A 16,012-nucleotide genomic window follows, 5' to 3' on the forward strand; every position below is an offset into this window, starting at 1 on the left:
CAACCCTGAATTTCAGAATTTTTCTCTTCAACCGAACCGGCTGTTTGTGTGAAGTGATTCACATCTGCCGTGTCAGTGGGTGCGCATTATAGGGAGCTGCTGAGATATAGCAAGCCTTAAAATACAAAAAACTTATCAAGCGCTCATTAATTAAACTTTTCACGTTTATCCTCGTTAAGACAGAACCGATAAAACCCAGTATTCATGCGGCCTGCAGCGCATTCTCTACCGAAACTACTTTTTTGCGAAAACGCGATTTTTCTCGTTCACCCACCGCCGCTATCACGCCAATGGTGAATTAAGCACCACTCTTGACCCATGACAAAGCGCTCAACTTCCTCTCCTTTCTATAATCAGAGCCGTTTCTTCCTATTGGTAATAATCTATGGCTTATCAACTCAACATTAACTGGCCCGAGTTTTTAGAGAAGTACTGGCAAAAGCAGCCGGTCGTATTAAAGAAGGCGTTTCCGAACTTCATCGACCCCATTACGCCAGACGAACTGGCCGGGTTAGCCATGGAGCCGGAAGTCGATAGCCGGCTGGTCAGCCTGGTTAACGGTAAATGGCAGGCCAGTAACGGTCCATTTGAACATTTCGACGGGCTGGGCGAAAGCGGCTGGTCATTGCTGGCCCAGGCGGTTAACCACTGGCATATGCCTGCCGCCGAGCTGGTGCGCCCCTTCCGCGTGCTGCCGGACTGGCGTTTAGACGACCTGATGATTTCCTTCTCCGTCCCCGGCGGCGGCGTGGGTCCGCATATCGATCAATATGACGTCTTTATTATTCAGGGCATGGGCAGCCGACGCTGGCGCGTGGGCGATAAGCTGCCGATGCGTCAGTTCTGTCCGCATCCGGCTCTGCTGCACGTCGATCCGTTCCCACCGATCATTGATGAAGATCTGGAGCCGGGCGACATCCTCTATATTCCGCCGGGATTCCCGCACGACGGCGTGACCCACGAAACGGCACTGAACTACTCCGTCGGCTTCCGCGGGCCAAACGGCCGCGACCTGATCAGCAGCTTCGCCGACTATGTGCTGGAAAACGACCTCGGCGGCGAACACTACAGCGATCCTGATCTCACCTGCCGCGAGCATCCGGGCCGGGTTGAAGAGTATGAACTCGAACGTCTGCGCAACATGATGATCGACATGATTCGCCAACCCGAAGACTTCAAGCAGTGGTTCGGCAGTTTCGTCACCACGCCGCGTCACGAGCTGGACATTGCTCCGGCGGAACCGGCATATGAAGAAGCGGAAGTGGTCGATGCGCTGCTGGGCGGCGAAAAGCTTTCTCGCCTGAGCGGCCTGCGCGTTCTGCATATCGGCGACAGCTTCTTCGTACATAGCGAACAGCTGGATACCACCGATGCCGGAGCGCTGGATGCATTGTGCCGCTATACCTCATTAGGTCAAGAAGAGCTCGGCAGCGGCCTGCAAAATCCGGCATTCGTTAGCGAACTGACGCGCCTGATTAATCAGGGCTACTGGTACTTCGAAGAGTAAGAGAACGGCAATACTGCGGGCAGCCACCTGGCGCTGCCCGCTATCTCTCAGACATTATCCAGACAACTCGCCCCCATCACCTCCACCACTGATTAGAGAGCTGGAATTTGTTGGCGATGCGCTTTTGCTTCCGCCTGATGGGCAAACGCCTGGCCATTATTCAGCGATTCATGAAATACCGCAGCCTGTTCATGTTCATTCATTTGTGAAAAAGAACGCGGCTGTTTCGGGGAGGCAAGATTGTCGCCCACCTGCGCAAGATGCCCCTGCGCCATCTGCTGATGGGCCGGCGACTGCCCGTTGTTCATCATCTCATGCGCCAACGCCGCGTTGTGATGGGTCATTTCCGCAGCATTCGCCACACTTGCTGCAAAAATAACGCTAATAGCCACGATAGTGCGTACTGTGTTCATTCTATTACTCCCTGCAGATTAACAAATAGTGAGTCATCAACAGGAAGGATAAAATAATGGCTCTGTCGCCAGCGTGACCGCATTATGACGAAGCCGTCAGATAAGGTCGTTATTGCGCATATTTTGGTAATACCACAATAAAACGCGTAGATCGTTGATCGGACTGCACCGCCACGCTGCCGTGATGGGCGCTGACAATCGATTTTACAATCGCCAGACCGATGCCGCTGCCCTCGCCTTTGCGCTGGCGCGAGGGGTCGACGCGATAGAAACGGTCAAACAGGCGCGGCAAATGTTCAGCGGCAATCGGCGCGCCGGGGTTCTCCACCACCAGGCGGATCTTCTCGGCGCTTTCGCTCAACTGAATGGTCACCGCCTGGCCGGCAGGGGTATAGCGAATCGCGTTCGACAGCAGGTTGCTAATTGCCCGCCGCAGCATCAGCGGGTCGCCAATCACCCGGCAGTGGCTACCGACAAAACGCAGCGCCACCTCTTTCTCTTCCGCCCACGCTTCAAAGAACTCAAACACCTTATTCACTTCCTCGGCCAGATCCAGCGCCCGCTGTTCAGGGATCAGCTGGTTATTATCCGCCTGGGCGAGGAATAACATATCGCTGACCATCCGCGACATGCGCGAAAACTCTTCGAGATTAGAATAGAGCACCTCTTCCAGCTCCTGCTGGCTGCGGCTCTGGCTTAAGGCGATTTCGGTTTGCGTGACCAGGTTGGTAATCGGCGTACGGATTTCGTGGGCAATATCGGCGGAGAAATTAGACTGCCGGGTAAAGACATCCTCTATCCGCTCCAGCATATGGTTAAACGACAGCGCCAGCCGCTCCAGCTCGATGGGCACCGCCTGTGGGTCAAGGCGTACATCGAGATCCCGGGAGGTAATATTCTGGATCTGGCGGCTGATCTGGCGAATCGGCTTATGCCCCTGATAGACCACAAACAGCACGATGGCGATGATCAGCAGGCTGATTATCGACGCCGCGGAAATCAGCTTTGCTTTGAGCTCATTAATATAGTGCAGGTGAAAGTCGATCGATAAGGCCATCAGCAGATGCCAGGCCGGTTTGCCATCTGCCTGCTTGCCCAGCGGCAACATGATTAGCCGCCAGGAGCGGGTCTCCATTTGATGATTATCATGAACCATTTCCCGCGGCTGCGGGTCGGTCCATGAAATCACATTACCGTCACGCAACTTCATCGCCAGCCCCGGCGTGCTCATAATATGGCTGAGTTCCGGGCCGTCTGGCGACTGAAACAGAATATTGCCCTCGGCATCATCCAGACAGATAAAGACGTTAGCGTAGCCGCCAATCACGTTTTTTAAGATCTCCAGCCGCCGCTCCTGCGGATAGTCGGCATGGTTGAGCACCGTCTCAAGCGTGGTACTGAGCTGCTTGAGGTCGTGAACGTCGCGCTCTTCAAAGTGGGCCTTCACCGAATGGATCATGATCCAGGTGAAGGCAAAGAATGCAATGATGGTGGCGAGGCTGATAAAGAAGGTCAGCCGGGTGGCCAACGAAAAGGGGCGCTTAGCGGCCATCCGGCACCTCAAGCATATAACCGACGCCGCGCACGGTCTGGATAAGCTTCGGTTCGAAGTCGTTATCGATTTTGGCGCGCAGCCGCTTCACCGCCACGTCGATGGCGTTAGTGTCGCTGTCGAAATTCATATCCCACACCTGCGACGCGATCAGCGAGCGGGGTAGCACCTCGCCCTGATGGCGCAGGAAGAACTCCAGCAGAGTGAATTCTTTACTGGTCAGGGTGATACGAGTCGCGCCGCGCATCACCTTGCGGCTGACCAAATCAACGCTGAGATCGGCCGCCTGAAACTGGCTTTCTACTATTACCGCCGCCCCGCGACGCAGCAGAGTACGTACCCGCGCCAGCAGTTCCGCAAAAGCAAAGGGCTTCACCAGATAGTCGTCGGCACCCAGCTCCAGCCCCTTCACCCGATGCTCGATAGTGCCAAGCGCGGTGAGCAGCAGGATCGGCATCCCTTTATTGGCGGCGCGCAGCATGCGCACGATATCCCAGCCGTTGACGTCCGGCAGCATGATATCGAGGATCAGCAGATCGTAATCGCTGGTCATCGCCAGGTGATAACCGTTAAGGCCGTTGTCGGCCAGGTCGACGACGAATCCGGCTTCGGTAAGCCCTTTGGTCAGGTACTCCCCGGTTTTCTTCTCATCTTCGACAATCAAAATCTTCACGGCTGGCTCCTTCACGCGCGCTCTGTGCGGGTATTCAATTTTAGAGGAGCCCCTCCGGATAGCAATGAAATATCAGGAAAATGACAGCTTTGTCATTTTCCTGTCACGCGTTGAACAGAGCCCGCTGCGTAAAGTATCCGCCATTGATAAATCGCCGAAAACCGTCTGTCGCCATGCGCCCAATTAAGCTTCTTTCTCTCAGCGTGATATTCGCCTTAACAGGCTGCCTGTCACTTGCTCCGGACTATCAGCGCCCCGCAGCGCCGGTGCCGCAGCAGTTCTCTCTCAGCCAGAACAAACTGGTTACCGCGACGGCGGGCTACCAGGAGACCGGTTGGCGCACCTTTTTCGTCGACCCACAGGTAAAAAGCCTGATTAGCACCGCGCTGACCAACAATCGCGATCTACGGATGGCGACGCTGAAAGTGCAGGAGGCCCGCGCCCAGTACCGGGTGACCGACGCCGACCTCTACCCGCAGCTTAACGGCGACGGCAGCACCACCTATGGCGGCAAGCTCAAAGGCGACACCACCACCAGCAGCGATTATGCCGCTGGCTTGAATCTCAGCTACGACCTCGACTTCTTTGGCAGGTTGAAAAACCTTAGCGAGGCCGACCGACAGAACTTCTTCGCCAGCGAAGAGGCTCGGCGCGCGGTGCATATCCTGTTGATTGCTAACGTTTCACAAAGCTACTTCAACCAGCGGCTGGCGGCGGCGCAGTTGCAGGTGGCGAACGACACCTTACAGAACTATCAGCAGTCTTACGCCTTCGTCGAAAAACAGCTGCTGACCGGCAGCACCACCGTTCTGGCGCTGGAACAGGCGCGCGGCATGATCGAAAGCACCCGCGCCGATATCGCCAAACGGCAGGGCCAACTGGCGCAGGCTAATAACGCCCTGCAGCTACTGCTCGGCAGCTATCAACGGCTGCCGGACGATAGCGCCAGCAGCGCGGTGGACCTGAAAGGCGTAACCCTGCCGCCGTCGCTCTCTTCAGAGATCCTGCTGCAGCGGCCGGATATTTTAGAGGCCGAACACAGCCTGTTGGCAGCCAACGCCAATATCGGCGCCGCGCGGGCGGCCTTCTTCCCGTCGATTACCCTGACCAGCTCGCTCTCCGGCAGCAGCAGCGAGCTCTCCAGCCTGTTTAACGCCGGCAGCGCGATGTGGAACTTCATCCCCAAAATCGAACTGCCGATTTTCAACGCCGGGCGTAATCAGGCCAACCTCGATCTGGCGGAGATCCGCCAGCAGCAGCAGGTGGTCAACTATGAGCAAAAAATTCAGTCCGCCTTTAAAGAGGTGGCCGACGCGCTGGCCCTGCGCCAAAGCCTGGCCGATCAGATTGCCGCGCAGCAGCGTTATCTCGCCTCGCTGAATATCACCCTGCGGCGCGCTACTGCGCTCTATCGCCACGGCGCGGTCAGCTATATCGAAGTGCTAAGCGCTCAGCGCGACATTTTCACCACCCGACAAACCCTGCTGGAACTCAACTATTCCCGTCAGGCGAATGAAATCACCCTGTTCACCGCTCTCGGCGGCGGCTGGATGGAATAACCCGAGGAGTTTTGATTATGAATTCACTGTCTAAAATCGCCCTGTTCACCCTACTCTCTGGCGCAGTATTCGCGGCCCAGGCCGCCGACCCGCACGCCGGCATGACAATGCACGAGCAGCCCGCCGCCGCGCAGGCGCAAGGTATCAGCGGCAAAGGCATCATTAAAGCCATTGATATGGATAGCAAAAAAATCACCATCGCCCACGAGGCCATCCCGGCGGTGAACTGGCCGCCGATGACCATGCGCTTCACCATCACCCCGCAAACGCAGCTCAACAATGTGAAGGATGGCGACAGCGTGGACTTCACTTTCGTTCAGCAGGGCAATCTGTCGCTGCTGCAGGAAATCCGCGCCCGCTAACGGCCCGGCGACGGTAGGCTCCTCAACGACTAAATGGACGACACATGGCATCCCTGACACTGAAAAATACGGCGCTAATCCTCGGCAGCATGGTGATTGGCGGCGCGCTTACCGCGGCGCTGTATACCCGATGGGCGCCGATCCACGACGCCGCAACGGCGGACCCGGCGGCCGAGCAGCAGCGTAAAGTGCTGTTCTGGTACGACCCGATGTACCCGAACACCCGCTTCGATAAACCGGGTAAATCGCCGTTTATGGATATGGATCTGGTGCCGAAATACGCTGATGAGGAGAGTGCCGCCGCCGGTGCGCCGGGGGTGCGTATCGACCCGACACAGACCCAGAATCTCGGCGTAAAAACCGCCGCGGTCACCCGCGGGCCGCTGCGCTACACCCAGACCTTCCCGGCCAACATCAGCTATAACGAGTATCAGTACGTGATTATGCAGGCGCGGGCGGCGGGCTTTATTAATAAAGTCTATCCGTTGACCGTCGGCGACAAAGTCAAGCAAGGCACGCCGTTACTCGAGCTGACCATCCCGGACTGGGTGGAAGCGCAGAGCGAATATCTGTTGTTGCAGGAGACCGGGGGCACCGCCACGCAGGTTGAGGGGATCCTCGAACGCCTACGCCTCGCCGGCATGCCGGATGACGATATCCGCCGCCTGAAAACCACACGTAAAATCCAGACCCGCTTTACCCTCAAAGCGCCGATCGATGGCGTTATTACCGCCTTCGATCTGCGTGCCGGAATGAATATCGTCAAAGATAATGTGGTGGCGAAAATTCAGGGCATGGACCCGGTGTGGGTCAGCGTGGCGGTGCCGGAATCCATCGCCTGGCTGATTAAAGACGCCTCGCAGTTCGCCATTCAGGTTCCCGCCTGGCCGGGCAAAACCTTCAGCATCAACAAATGGACCATTCTCCCCAGCGTCGATAGCGCCACCCGTACCCTGCAGCTACGCCTGCAGGTCAACAACCCGGATGAAGCGCTGAAGCCGGGGATGAACGCCTATCTGAAACTGACCAGCGAAAGCGCGCCGATGCTGCTGATCCCATCAAAAGCGTTGATCGACAGCGGCAGCGAGCAGCGAGTGATTACCGTGGATAACGAGGGCCGCTTCGTGCCGAAGCTCGTGCAGGTATTCCACGAATCCAATGGCGTCACGGCCATTCGCAGCGGTCTGCAGGAGGGCGAAAAAGTCGTCGCCAGCGGCCTGTTCCTGTTCGACTCGGAAGCCAATATCTCCGGCGCGCTGGAGCGCATGCGCGCGCAGGCTCCTGATGTCACGGCTCCTGCCGCCCACGCGCACTGAGGAACGGAACAATGATTGAATGGATTATCCGCCGCTCGGTAGCCAACCGCTTCCTGGTGATGATGGCGGCGCTGTTTCTCAGCATCTGGGGAACCTGGACCATCATCCACACCCCGGTAGACGCCCTGCCGGACCTCTCCGACGTACAGGTAATCGTCAAAACCAGCTACCCGGGACAGGCGCCGCAGATCGTCGAAAACCAGGTCACCTGGCCGCTGACCACCACCATGCTGTCGGTGCCTGGCGCCAAAACGGTGCGCGGCTTCTCGCAGTTTGGCGACTCCTACGTGTATGTAATATTTGAAGACGGCACCGATCCTTACTGGGCGCGCTCGCGGGTGCTGGAGTATCTCAACCAGGTGCAGGGCAAACTGCCCGCCGGGGTCAGCGCCGAAATGGGCCCTGACGCCACCGGGGTTGGCTGGGTCTTCGAGTACGCGCTGGTCGACCGCAGCGGCAAACATGACCTCGCCGAACTGCGTTCGCTACAGGACTGGTTCTTAAAATATGAGCTGAAAACCATTCCTAACGTCTCGGAAGTGGCGTCGGTAGGCGGCGTGGTCAAGGAGTATCAGATTGTCGTCGACCCAATGAAGCTGACCCAGTACGGCATCAGCCTCGGCGAGGTGAAATCGACGCTGGACGCCTCTAACCAGGAGGCGGGCGGCTCTTCCGTCGAACTGGCGGAAGCCGAATATATGGTGCGCGCCAGCGGCTACCTGCAGACGCTCGACGACTTCAAAAATATCGTGCTGAAAACCGGCGATAACGGCGTGCCGGTCTATCTCGGCGACGTCGCGCGGGTGCAGATTGGCCCGGAGATGCGCCGCGGTATCGCCGAGCTTAACGGCGAGGGCGAAGTCGCCGGCGGCGTGGTGATCCTGCGCTCCGGCAAGAACGCCCGCGAGGTGATCTCGGCGGTCAAAGAGAAGCTGGCATCGCTGCAAAGCAGCCTGCCGGAAGGGGTTGAAGTGGTCACCACCTACGACCGCAGCCAGCTTATCGACCGCGCCATCAACAACCTCAGCCACAAGCTGCTGGAAGAGTTTATCGTTGTCGCGCTGGTCTGTGTCCTGTTCCTGTGGCACGTGCGCTCGGCGCTGGTGGCGATTATTTCGCTGCCGCTCGGCCTGTGCTTCGCCTTTATCATGATGCATTTCCAGGGGCTCAACGCCAACATCATGTCGCTGGGCGGGATCGCCATTGCGGTGGGGGCGATGGTCGATGCCGCCATCGTGATGATTGAGAACGTCCATAAGCGGCTGGAGGAGTGGGAACATCAGCACCCGGGAGAGAAGCTAAGCAACGACATCCGCTGGAAAATCATTACCGATGCGTCGGTGGAGGTCGGCCCGGCGCTGTTTATCAGCCTGCTGATCATTACTCTGTCGTTTATCCCGATTTTCACCCTCGAAGGCCAGGAGGGCAAACTGTTCGGCCCGCTGGCCTTCACCAAAACCTGGGCGATGGCCGGGGCGGCGCTGCTGGCGATCGTGGTGATCCCGATCCTGATGGGCTTCTGGATCCGCGGCAAGATCCCGGCGGAGAACAGCAACCCGCTGAACCGCTTTTTGATCCGCATTTATCACCCGCTGCTGCTAAAGGTGCTGCACTGGCCGAAGACTACCCTGCTGATCGCACTCCTGTCGATCCTGACGGTGATTTGGCCCCTTAACCGGGTCGGCGGCGAGTTTCTGCCGCAGATTAACGAAGGCGATCTGCTCTATATGCCGTCAACGCTGCCGGGGATCTCCGCTGCGCAGGCGGCGGATATGCTGCAGAAAACCGATAAGCTAATTATGACGGTGCCGGAAGTGGCGCGGGTGTTCGGCAAAACCGGCAAGGCCGAAACCGCCACCGACTCGGCGCCGCTGGAGATGGTAGAGACCACGATTCAGCTCAAGCCGCTGGATCAGTGGCGACCGGGGATGACCATGGAGAAGATCGTCGAGGAGCTGGATAAAACCGTGCGTCTGCCGGGGCTGGCGAACCTGTGGGTGCCGCCGATCCGCAACCGCATCGACATGCTCTCCACCGGCATCAAGAGCCCGATCGGCATTAAAGTTTCCGGCACCAACCTGGCCGATATCGACGCCATCGCCGAACAAATTGAAGTGGTGGCGCGCACCGTGCCGGGAGTCACTTCGGCACTAGCCGAGCGGCTGGTCGGCGGGCGCTACCTCAACATTGATATTCATCGTGAGAAGGCGGCCCGTTACGGCATGACCGTCGGCGACGTGCAGCTGTTCGTCTCGTCCGCCATCGGCGGCGCGATGGTTGGTGAAACGGTAGAGGGCGTCGAGCGCTATCCGATCAACATCCGCTACCCGCAGAGCTATCGCGACAGCCCGGAGACCCTGCGCCAGATGCCGATCCTCACGCCGCTGAAGCAGCAGATCGTGCTCGGCGACGTCGCCGAGGTTAAAGTCGTTACCGGGCCATCGATGCTGAAGACCGAGAACGCCCGCCCGACCAGTTGGATCTACATCGACGCTCGCGACCGCGACATGGTGTCGGTGGTGCGCGATCTGCAGCAGGCCATCGGCAAAGAGGTGAAGCTGAAACCGGGCATCAGCGTTTCCTACTCCGGGCAGTTTGAGCTGCTGGAGCGCGCCAATCAGAAGCTGAAGCTGATGGTGCCGATGACGCTAATGATTATCTTCGTGCTGCTGTACCTGGCGTTCCGCCGCTTCGGCGAGGCGTTGCTGATTATCACCAGCGTGCCGTTCGCCCTCGTCGGCGGGATCTGGTTCCTCTACTGGATGGGGTTCCATTTGTCGGTGGCCACCGGTACCGGCTTTATCGCCCTGGCCGGGGTGGCGGCGGAGTTTGGCGTGGTGATGCTGATGTACCTGCGCCACGCCATTGAGGCGGAGCCATCGCTGGAGAACCCGCAGACCTTCAGCGCCGATAAGCTCGACGAGGCGCTGTACCAGGGCGCGGTGCTGCGCGTGCGGCCAAAGGCGATGACCGTGGCGGTGATTATCGCCGGCCTGCTGCCGATTTTATGGGGCACCGGCGCCGGGTCAGAAGTGATGAGCCGTATCGCCGCGCCGATGATTGGCGGGATGATCACCGCGCCGCTGCTGTCGCTGTTTATCATTCCGGCGGCATATAAGCTGATGTGGCTGTATCGGCATCGGGGCAAGCGCGGAGAATAAATAAAGGCAGGCCCGTTGGTATTTCACCGGCGGGCCTTTTTATTATTAGACCCACAAGCAATTACCTCATTTAACCCTCACCCGCTCTCATATTATCTCATCCTCTGCGCCAATCGACCTTCACTCCTCGTTCTCCCCTTTAGCTTCATTGATTTTCCTGCTCACCCAGGCTGCGTATTTATCACGCGGAGAAAAGGTGGGCCTTAAATTAATGAGCGCTATCGATGAACCTGAATCCTTCTCCACCCTGTTTATTTTTGCTGTTATTACTTTCCACCCTGAGCACGATATCCCCCTGCCATGCCGCGACAGTAAAGGTGGATAATTGCGAAGTTGGCTGCCCAACCGGCGGCAGCCAACAGACGCTTTTCCGCGCGGCCTACACGCTGAACAATAACCCCAGTCGTAAACTGGCCAACTGGGTAGCGTATAAAATCACCCGTGCCTGCGAGGCCAGCAACCGGGCAAGAGTGTGGAAGCAGGACCCCGATTTACCCGCAGCCGATACCCTGGCGCCCGCCGACTATCGCCGGGCCAACACTTTACTGGCGGTCGATCGCGGCCATCAGGCACCGCTGGCGAGCCTCGGCGGCGTGGAGGACTGGCCTGCGCTAAACTATCTGTCGAATATCACCCCGCAGGAAGCGGCGCTGAATCAGGGGGCATGGGCTCGGCTGGAAGACGCGGAGCGCGCGTTGGCCGAGCGCCCGGAGGTGACGGCGGTTTATGCGGTTACCGGGCCGCTGTTCGAGCGGCATATCGCCACCCTGCCCGCCGCGCCGGGCGTGGAGATCCCCAGCGGCTACTGGAAGATTATTTTCCTCGATAATGGCCCGCAGAGCGGCAAGTACGCGGCATTTGTGCTGGACCAGGCAACGCCGCGCGATGCTAATTTTTGCGACTATCAGGTGACGGTGGAAGAGATCGAGCGCCGTACCAGTCCGCATTTGACGCTGTGGTCGGCATTACCGGCCTCTGTTGCCACATCGCTAAAGACTCTGCCGGGGACGCTGGCGCAGGAAATGGGTTGCCGGTAAGGAGCAAGAGGTAAAGTTGTCGACCTGTCGCGATTAACAATCGGCGTCTTACCGCCAGTCAGCAAACCAGATATAGTTGCTCTCCCTGCCACTGCTAAGCGCTGTTGATATCGTATGAAGCTCGGTTATTTTTGTTACTTCCTGCTGGCCCTTGCCGCCGTCGGCAGCCTGTTGCTGCCCTATTCCATCGCCATGTGGTTCCTGCTGGCGAACGTGCTAACCTGGCTTATCTACGGCATCGATAAATTAGCCGCCCGTAAAGCCTGGAACCGGATCCCGGAATCCACCCTGCTGACGTTCGGCCTGCTTGGCGGATGGCCCGGCGCGATTGCCGGGCAGCAGTGTTTTCGCCACAAAACCCAGAAGCAGCCATTCAGGACATATTTCATTATTAGCATCGTGCTGAATGTTGTGGTGCTGGTTGGCGGATATTGGCTGTACCGGGATTATGGGGTGTAGGGTTGGTGTAATTTATTATCACTACATTTACGCTCAATATGCTCAACACCAGGTCTGCAAACGCAGCGTTGAGCAATATTTTTTACTACCTATTGCTCTACTTTTTCAATAATAAAACCATCGCGTCGTAAAAAATCAATTACACGCTGGATATTACCAAGCCCCCATTGGTTCGATATTGCGATAACTTCGCCAGATTGAAGCTCAATTACCGCATCTTCACTCAAATGATATCGATTCTTTCGCCCATCAGGAACTTGATCAGCCAAAACAATTGTTCGATTTTTGAGAATTTCACCCAGCTTAGTATAAATGTCCTCAAGGCTGTGGGGATTATGCTTATTTATCCAATCAGTAAATAGTTCAAGGGCTAACTTACGCTTATTATAAACACCACCATTATACCTATATTCAGAGTAATCTTTTTCAGACTTCTGGCTACTTATATTTTGCTCAACCAGCTTTTCCCTGAACTTAACTTGATATTCTTCTAATTCTGGAACCGGAATTATTTGCTCCGCATTTATTAGTATATCATCGTTAAACTTGTAAGGTGTAAGACGAACACAACGAATATCAACACCTTTATCTCTCAGCCAAATCGCTGTAGTGGTCAGTTCTTTCCCAAAATCAGCTGAAGCAAGAACAATTCTAACATCCTTACCAAAGTCAGAGAGCTCATTCTCCTCAAGACCAATAAATTCTAATATTTTTGCTTTAGCATTAACATCTGAATCAGTACCTAAATATGACTGATAATATTCGCATGCTTTTGTAAAACTCATTGTAGAAATCATAGCTGCATAACGCAATGCTTGTAATTCCATATGAGCGCCGATTTCATCTCGCTTTAACTCTATTACGACAAGATTAGCCTGCTTATCAATCGCTAATAAGTCAATCCGTCTTCTGCTGTCCTCCCAATCTGAAAACTCCTCAGCAATGACAAGACAATCAGGTGCAAGGATATCAATATTATTTTTTATAGCTTCTTGCAAATCGTAACGTTCCTGAAGCCCCTCTATTGAGTAGGTAGTTTTTTCCAGCGCAACTAAATTTTTATCAGCAATATTATATAATGCCATTTTTCAAATCCGTTTATGAAAGTATTACTATGATTGTATCAGAGTTTTTAATTCATCTGGCGTATATGGCGGGTTTCGCCGATGCAGCATCGCGTGACAGTTGGGGCAAACTGGGATCAGGTCAGTTTTCGGATCCAGACGATAGTCCTGTTTAATCTCCGATAGCGGCACCAGATGATGAATGTGGATAAAGCCCTGGCCGATATCACCGTAGCGCTTCGCCATATCAAGGCCGCACACCTGACACCGGGTACCGTGATAGCGCAACGCGGCCTCGCGGGCCTGGCGATCGCGCTCATAGCGGTTAACCATAACCTGAACCGCAGCCCCTTCTACAAACTCACTTTTCGTCTGTAGCTCGTCGGGGAAAGGGGTAATACCAGCATCATCTACTCGCTCCTGAACGATCTTGAATCCTTGCTCCAGCAACAGACGGACGCATTTGGATTTGATCCCACCGCTGAAATCCGCCGGCGTGAACTCCGTTTTCGTCGCCATAGTGGCCGCTATCCCAACGATAGCTTTAGAGGGATAACGACGTCCTTCGAATTCGACTTCATACAGACGCGCGTCTTTAAACTGATGCGCTATACCCTCGTCGTACGCGCGGATGGCTTCGATGATGCATTCTCGCGATAGATGATCTGGCAACCGTTTCATATGGCTGAGCTATTTGATGATGAGTGACCTCATTATAGATAGAAAGCGGAATAAATTTCGAATAGATAAATCATGGTGATAGTTGAAAAGAGACCTGGGTTGGATATCGAATCCCGGTGGCTTGATCGACAGCAGTTTTGCGAGCATCATCGCAATTATTTAGCAAAATACGTAACGCGATGCCTTCTAGTAAAACTCTGCAACAAGCGATCGCCAATATCACTATCTGGCGCAAAGGCGAACAGCGCGCGCCGCATAAACCTCTGCTGTTGTTGCACGTGCTGTCGCATTACCAGCACGGACATCCGCGGATGTTCGATTACGCCTCAGAGGTTCGTGATGAGTTACATAGCCTGCTGGAGCGTTTTGGTCCACAGCGCGCGCAATACCGCCCCGATATGCCTTTCTGGCGTCTAAAAGGCGACGGCTTCTGGGAATTACGCAACGCTGAGCAATGTTCAACTGAAGGCAGCAGACAGCCACCCTCTAAAGAACTGGAAACCTATCACGTCGCGGGCGGCTTTGACGAAGAGCACTTCGCGCTGCTGAGCAAGAATAAGAGGCTGATTAACACCCTGGCGCATCAGATCCTGCAGGCCCATTTCCCGGAGAGTATTCAGGAAGAGATCGCCGACGAGATGGGGTTTGATATCCAGCAAATTCGCAAAGAACGCGACCCGCTGTTCCGCCAACAGGTGCTACGCGCTTATAACTATGAATGCGCTATCTGCGGCTTTAATATGCGCCATGACAATAACTCCGTCGCGCTGGAGGCTGCGCATATCAAATGGAAGCAGCACGGCGGCCCATGTGAAATTCCCAACGGCCTGGCGCTATGCGCCATTCACCACAAAGCGTTTGATAAAGGCTCGATTGGCCTGGATGAGCATATGCGGGTACAGATTTCTCCAGCGGTTAACGGCGGTGGAATTGTCGGAAAGCTGTTCTGGGATTTTGATGGTAAGCAAATTGGATTGCCTCAGGGGAAGGACTGTTACCCGAAAGAGGGATTTGTGGAGTGGCACAGGAGAGAGGTATTTAGGGGGTGAGGTAAGGCACGCGAATATATGGCACGGAATCGCCCCACCCCTATTTTGTCAACGCCCCGGTACTATCAATAAAGAATTCATGAACATATTTTTTATTATTTAAACCGTAGTTAATGACATAAGTATGATTCTTCTTCCATTCAATATCGATACAATTGTCAGGATATGATGACATTAACTTGTTATAACCAGAACTCATTACCGTTTGCGTCTTACCGTTTTCGCCTGAATCAATAGTGTAGTAATTCAATACATCCCTTTTATCCAAACTAAAGCAAAGATGCTCTCCATTAATAATGGTATCTCTTGGGTGTGGCGCAGGATTACCACCAGGACAACCGGAAATAAGAAAAGTTAAAGGTAAGATAGCGAATCTCTTCATTGTGGAAATCCCTTCATAACTAATTTATATTTTTGAAGCAATGTATAGTCAGATTCTTTATGATCATAATCTCGTAATGCAGGCAGATACAGATAATTTTTAAAACCGTAAGCTTGCAACAACCAGTAATCACTAACTAATGAAGCCTGTTGTTCTAAGCTATAATGTCGTATGTTTTCCTTGTCTAAACTATAACTGTAATCAGCAAATCGGGAGAAAAACCCTCTGGTTCTGACAAACATTCCGTGCTGCGCTTGCCATACATGCATTAACTCATGCATGAATCTATGTTTTTTCTGCACATCAACTTCCATTGAAAAATCATGGGAGTAGGTGTCTTCCCTAAACCACATTTCTCCGTTAGGGCTCATAGCAATATCAGTAGGCTGCAGATTGAACGGCAAATAACTTTCCCGATGAATCCACACTGTATTGTACCGGAGACCGTAGCTAAATAGCGTTCTTGCTAACCCAATCTCACCAGTGGTTATAAGCCTCGTTCCACCGGGCTTAATACGTGTCCCGGATGTCACGTTAATCCTCTCGTTTACAGGCATTCAAAATCCCTCTGAATTGCAGCGGTATTGTTTATTTATCGTACGCCAATGCAATCGACAAGGGAAAGATTTTTATCCGAAATAAATTCTGCTGCAAGGCTATACCGTTGGTAGGAAGGTGATGCGTGTATTCGTTACAATAGCTACTGACATAGAAAAGCGTGTCAGGAACTGCTTCCCTCCCCAATAATTGAAGGCCTATCACATAGCAAGAGGCTTTGACGAAGCACATTCCACGCT

17 protein-coding genes are annotated in these 16,012 nt (G+C 54.6%); 10 read left to right on the plus strand and 7 right to left on the minus strand.

Annotation, left to right across the window (positions count from 1 at the left end; all coding sequences use genetic code 11):
* Positions 1–385: 385 nt before the first annotated feature.
* On the plus strand, positions 386–1,507 hold the full coding sequence (locus tag PGS10_RS14860; RefSeq protein ID WP_047078538.1) for a cupin domain-containing protein: 1,122 nt from the start codon (positions 386–388) through the stop codon (positions 1,505–1,507).
* 92 nt (positions 1,508–1,599) lie between these two features.
* Here the strand turns inward: PGS10_RS14860 and PGS10_RS14865 are convergent, their stop codons facing one another.
* The 3 genes from PGS10_RS14865 to cusR all read right to left on the minus strand — a co-directional run bounded on the left by PGS10_RS14865 (position 1,600) and on the right by cusR (position 4,145).
* Positions 1,600–1,920: a hypothetical protein gene (locus tag PGS10_RS14865; RefSeq protein ID WP_045394792.1), complete on the minus strand. Its 321-nt coding sequence runs from the start codon at positions 1,918–1,920 to the stop codon at positions 1,600–1,602.
* 109 nt (positions 1,921–2,029) lie between these two features.
* Positions 2,030–3,472 (minus strand): Cu(+)/Ag(+) sensor histidine kinase, encoded by a 1,443-nt coding sequence (locus tag PGS10_RS14870; RefSeq protein WP_047078540.1) that lies wholly within the window; start codon positions 3,470–3,472, stop codon positions 2,030–2,032.
* Positions 3,462–4,145, minus strand: a complete 684-nt coding sequence (gene cusR / locus PGS10_RS14875) for a copper response regulator transcription factor CusR (protein ID WP_047046104.1) — start codon at positions 4,143–4,145, stop codon at positions 3,462–3,464. Before cusR ends, PGS10_RS14870 begins: the two co-directional genes overlap by 11 nt.
* A 64-nt stretch (positions 4,146–4,209) precedes the next feature.
* Between cusR and PGS10_RS14880 the strand changes: the two genes are divergently transcribed.
* From PGS10_RS14880 to PGS10_RS14915, 8 genes are all read left to right on the plus strand, one after another.
* Positions 4,210–4,332 (plus strand): hypothetical protein, encoded by a 123-nt coding sequence (locus PGS10_RS14880; RefSeq protein ID WP_257394921.1) that lies wholly within the window; start codon positions 4,210–4,212, stop codon positions 4,330–4,332.
* On the plus strand, positions 4,319–5,704 hold the full coding sequence (locus PGS10_RS14885) for an efflux transporter outer membrane subunit (RefSeq protein ID WP_316423180.1): 1,386 nt from the start codon (positions 4,319–4,321) through the stop codon (positions 5,702–5,704). Before PGS10_RS14880 ends, PGS10_RS14885 begins: the two co-directional genes overlap by 14 nt.
* Positions 5,705–5,721: 17 nt before the next feature.
* Complete coding sequence (gene cusF / locus PGS10_RS14890; RefSeq protein WP_316423181.1) at positions 5,722–6,066, plus strand: cation efflux system protein CusF; 345 nt, start codon at positions 5,722–5,724, stop codon at positions 6,064–6,066.
* A gap of 44 nt (positions 6,067–6,110) precedes the next feature.
* Entirely contained in the window at positions 6,111–7,382 is a 1,272-nt protein-coding gene (locus PGS10_RS14895; protein WP_316423182.1) for an efflux RND transporter periplasmic adaptor subunit, read from the plus strand.
* An 11-nt stretch (positions 7,383–7,393) separates the two neighbouring features.
* Positions 7,394–10,543, plus strand: coding sequence for a CusA/CzcA family heavy metal efflux RND transporter (locus tag PGS10_RS14900; RefSeq protein ID WP_316423183.1), 3,150 nt, complete (start codon positions 7,394–7,396; stop codon positions 10,541–10,543).
* Positions 10,544–10,739: 196 nt separating this feature from the next.
* Positions 10,740–10,868 (plus strand): hypothetical protein, encoded by a 129-nt coding sequence (locus PGS10_RS14905; RefSeq protein WP_264753184.1) that lies wholly within the window; start codon positions 10,740–10,742, stop codon positions 10,866–10,868.
* The gene (locus tag PGS10_RS14910) at positions 10,861–11,580 is read left to right on the plus strand and encodes a DNA/RNA non-specific endonuclease (RefSeq protein ID WP_410477091.1); all 720 of its coding nucleotides are present in this window, start codon (positions 10,861–10,863) and stop codon (positions 11,578–11,580) included. The genes PGS10_RS14905 and PGS10_RS14910 overlap by 8 nt, the downstream gene beginning before the upstream one ends.
* Positions 11,581–11,694: 114 nt before the next feature.
* Positions 11,695–12,039, plus strand: a complete 345-nt coding sequence (locus PGS10_RS14915) for a DUF1294 domain-containing protein (protein WP_316423184.1) — start codon at positions 11,695–11,697, stop codon at positions 12,037–12,039.
* Positions 12,040–12,128: 89 nt separating this feature from the next.
* Here the strand turns inward: PGS10_RS14915 and PGS10_RS14920 are convergent, their stop codons facing one another.
* The gene (locus PGS10_RS14920; RefSeq protein ID WP_045386873.1) at positions 12,129–13,124 is read right to left on the minus strand and encodes a membrane protein; all 996 of its coding nucleotides are present in this window, start codon (positions 13,122–13,124) and stop codon (positions 12,129–12,131) included.
* Positions 13,125–13,151: 27 nt separating this feature from the next.
* Positions 13,152–13,784: an HNH endonuclease gene (locus PGS10_RS14925; protein ID WP_015368497.1), complete on the minus strand. Its 633-nt coding sequence runs from the start codon at positions 13,782–13,784 to the stop codon at positions 13,152–13,154.
* A gap of 179 nt (positions 13,785–13,963) precedes the next feature.
* Here PGS10_RS14925 and PGS10_RS14930 point away from each other — a divergent pair, with 179 nt between their 5' ends.
* A complete protein-coding gene (locus PGS10_RS14930; protein ID WP_316423185.1) occupies positions 13,964–14,833 on the plus strand; it encodes a phosphorothioated DNA-binding restriction endonuclease in 870 nt (289 codons plus the stop codon).
* Between the two features lie 40 nt (positions 14,834–14,873).
* Here PGS10_RS14930 and PGS10_RS14935 read toward each other — a convergent pair whose 3' ends face one another.
* Both PGS10_RS14935 and PGS10_RS14940 read right to left on the minus strand, forming a co-directional pair.
* Complete coding sequence (locus PGS10_RS14935; protein WP_316423186.1) at positions 14,874–15,215, minus strand: putative T6SS immunity periplasmic lipoprotein; 342 nt, start codon at positions 15,213–15,215, stop codon at positions 14,874–14,876.
* Complete coding sequence (locus tag PGS10_RS14940) at positions 15,212–15,772, minus strand: type IV secretion protein Rhs (RefSeq protein WP_316423187.1); 561 nt, start codon at positions 15,770–15,772, stop codon at positions 15,212–15,214. Before PGS10_RS14940 ends, PGS10_RS14935 begins: the two co-directional genes overlap by 4 nt.
* Between the last annotated feature and the right edge of the window lie 240 nt (positions 15,773–16,012).

It is taken from the genome of Klebsiella sp. 141153 (assembly GCF_032601995.1).
Classification (GTDB): domain Bacteria; phylum Pseudomonadota; class Gammaproteobacteria; order Enterobacterales; family Enterobacteriaceae; genus Klebsiella; species Klebsiella aerogenes.